This is a genomic window from Lentilactobacillus kisonensis DSM 19906 = JCM 15041 (assembly GCF_001434135.1).
Lineage (GTDB): Bacteria > Bacillota > Bacilli > Lactobacillales > Lactobacillaceae > Lentilactobacillus > Lentilactobacillus kisonensis.
On sequence record NZ_AZEB01000062.1, the window covers coordinates 1 to 3,504 of the forward strand.

Below are 3,504 nucleotides of genomic sequence, written 5' to 3' on the forward strand. Positions count from 1 at the left end.
TTTGTTTAGTTTTGAGAGGTCTACTCTCAAAAACGGTTACGCTTTTGGGCCTATAGCTCAGCTGGTTAGAGCGCACGCCTGATAAGCGTGAGGTCGATGGTTCGAGTCCATTTAGGCCCATCCACCGGCCACAGTGACCGGAGTAACTTGGGGAATTAGCTCAGATGGGAGAGCACCTGCTTTGCAAGCAGGGGGTCAGCGGTTCGATCCCGCTATTCTCCATTGACACAGATGTGTCAAACTTGGTTCTTTGAAAACTAGATAATATTAATTTTCTGTAATGATTGAAATTGTAATATAATTTCAGCCGAGAACACCGCGTTATTTTGAGTTTGTTAACTAGAAAAAATCGCAAATACTCAATTAACTTGCATCACGTGAGTGATGCCAGGTTAAGTTAAAAAGGGCGCATGGTGGATGCCTTGGCACTAGGAGCCGATGAAGGACGGGACTAACACCGATATGCTTCGGGGAGCTGTACGTAAGCTTTGAGCCGGAGATTTCCGAATGGGGCAACCCAGCAGCTTTAATCAGCTGTTACTAATTAGTGAATTCATAGCTAATTAGAGGTAGACGTGGGGAACTGAAACATCTCAGTACCCACAGGAGCAGAAAGAAATTTCGATTCCCTCAGTAGCGGCGAGCGAACGGGGAACAGCCCAAACCAATGAGCTTGCTCATTGGGGTTGTAGGACTGAACATTTGAGTTACCAAAGTTGTTGATAATCGAACAATCTGGGAAGGTTGGCGATACTGGGTGATAGCCCCGTAGATGAAATCAGCAACCCTCAGTTCAGGATCCTGAGTACGGCGACACACGTGAAACGTCGTCGGAATCCGGGAGGACCATCTCCCAAGGCTAAATACTCCCTAGTGACCGATAGTGAACCAGTACCGTGAGGGAAAGGTGAAAAGCACCCCGGAAGGGGAGTGAAATAGTTCCTGAAACCATGTGCCTACAAGCAGTTAGAGCCCGTTAATGGGTGATAGCGTGCCTCTTGTAGAATGAACCGGCGAGTTACGGTAGCCTGCAAGGTTAAGGTTGAAAAGCCGGAGCCGCAGCGAAAGCGAGTCTGAAATGGGCGCTTAAGTAGGCTGCTGTAGACCCGAAACCAAGTGATCTACCCATGTCCAGGCTGAAGGTGCGGTAAAACGCACTGGAGGGCCGAACCCGTGTACGTTGAAAAGTGCTGGGATGAGGTGTGGGTAGCGGTGAAATTCCAAACGAACTTGGAGATAGCTGGTTCTCTCCGAAATAGCTTTAGGGCTAGCCTCGGACGTAGAATCATGGAGGTAGAGCCACTGTTTGGATGAGGGGCCCGTCATGGGTTACTAAGTTCAGATAAACTCCGAATACCATTGATTTTTATCCGGGAGTCAGACGGTGAGTGATAAGATCCATCGTCAAAAGGGGAACAGCCCAGACCACCAGTTAAGGTCCCTAAATATATGCTAAGTGGAAAAGGATGTGGAGTTGCATAGACAACTAGGATGTTGGCTCAGAAGCAGCCACCATTTAAAGAGTGCGTAATAGCTCACTAGTCGAGTGATTCCGCGCCGAAAATTTACCGGGGCTAAGCATATTACCGAGACTGTGGACTTGACCTTCGGTCAAGTGATAGGAGAGCGTTCTAAGAGCAATGAAGCCAGACCGTAAGGACTGGTGGAGCGCTTAGAAGTGAGAATGCCGGTATGAGTAGCGAAAGACCAGTGAGAATCTGGTCCACCGAATGACTAAGGTTTCCTGGGGAAGGCTCGTCCTCCCAGGGTTAGTCGGGACCTAAGCCGAGGCCGCAAGGCGTAGGCGATGGATAACAGGTTGAGATTCCTGTACTAGTTGATGATGTTTGAGCGATGGAGGGACGCAGGAGGCTAAGTTGTGCATCCAGTTGGAAAGGGATGTTCAAGCGACAAGTCAGTTAAGGAGTTAAAGGCTTCTTAGCGGGTTGACAAGTCGTGATGAGGACCGAAATTTAGTAGGGAAGCAACCAACGTCACACTGCCGAGAAAAGCTTCTAGTGAGTCATCAACTACCCGTACCGCAAACCGACACAGGTAGTCGAGGAGAGAATCCTCAGGTGAGCGAGTGAACTCTCGTTAAGGAACTCGGCAAAATGACCCCGTAACTTCGGGAGAAGGGGTGCTGTGCGCAAGCACAGCCGCAGTGAAAAGGCCCAGGCGACTGTTTATCAAAAACACAGGTTTCTGCAAAATCGAAAGATGACGTATAGGGGCTGACGCCTGCCCGGTGCTGGAAGGTTAAGTGGATGAGTTAGCTTCGGCGAAGCCCAGAAATGAAGCCCCAGTAAACGGCGGCCGTAACTATAACGGTCCTAAGGTAGCGAAATTCCTTGTCGGGTAAGTTCCGACCCGCACGAAAGGCGTAACGATCTGGGCACTGTCTCAACGAGAGACTCGGTGAAATTAAGATACCTGTGAAGAAGCAGGTTACCCGCGACAGGACGGAAAGACCCCATGGAGCTTTACTGTAGCTTGATATTGGGTGTTGACACAGCTTGTACAGGATAGGTAGGAGCCATTGAAGCCGGAACGCTAGTTTCGGCGGAGGCATTGGTGGGATACTACCCTCGCTGTGTGAACACTCTAACCCGCGCCACTTAGCGTGGCGGGAGACAGTGTCAGGTAGGCAGTTTGACTGGGGCGGTCGCCTCCCAAACAGTAACGGAGGCGCCCAAAGGTTCCCTCAGAATGGTTGGAAATCATTCAACGAGTGTAAAGGCAGAAGGGAGCTTGACTGCGAGACAGACAGGTCGAGCAGGGACGAAAGTCGGGCTTAGTGATCCGGTGGTACCGTATGGAAGGGCCATCGCTCAACGGATAAAAGCTACCCTGGGGATAACAGGCTTATCTCCCCCAAGAGTCCACATCGACGGGGAGGTTTGGCACCTCGATGTCGGCTCATCGCATCCTGGGGCTGTAGTCGGTCCCAAGGGTTGGGCTGTTCGCCCATTAAAGCGGTACGCGAGCTGGGTTCAGAACGTCGTGAGACAGTTCGGTCCCTATCCGTCGCGGGCGTAGGAAATTTGAGAGGAGCTGTCCTTAGTACGAGAGGACCGGGATGGACATACCGCTGGTGTACCAGTTGCGCCGCCAGGCGCATCGCTGGGTAGCTATGTATGGATGAGATAAACGCTGAAAGCATCTAAGTGTGAAACTCACCTCAAGATGAGATTTCCCATTCCTATATGGAAGTAAGACCCCTGAGAGATGATCAGGTAGATAGGTTGGCAGTGGAAGTGCAGCGATGCATGGAGCGGACCAATACTAATCGGTCGAGGACTTAACCAAGTAGAAATGGTGTTCGAAAAGCAGAAAATTAATATTAGCTAGTTTTGAGAGAACGAAGTTCTTTCAAGCAACAAGAAGTGTGGTGGCGATAGCCAGAAGGATACACCTGTTCCCATGCCGAACACAGTCGTTAAGCTTCTGCACGCCGAGAGTAGTTGGGGGATCGCCTCCTGCGAGGGTAGGACGTTGCCACGC

At 50.7% G+C, this 3,504-nt stretch carries 2 tRNA genes and 2 rRNA genes; all 4 read left to right on the top strand.

From position 1 onward, the window contains the following. Positions 1–46 precede the first annotated feature (46 nt). Positions 47–120 (top strand) — tRNA-Ile (locus FC98_RS13500). A 29-nt stretch (positions 121–149) separates the two neighbouring features. Beyond that, positions 150–222, top strand: a tRNA-Ala gene (locus tag FC98_RS13505). 168 nt (positions 223–390) lie between these two features. Beyond that, positions 391–3,309 (top strand): 23S ribosomal RNA (locus FC98_RS13510). A gap of 78 nt (positions 3,310–3,387) precedes the next feature. Next, a 5S ribosomal RNA gene (gene rrf / locus FC98_RS13515) occupies positions 3,388–3,504 on the top strand.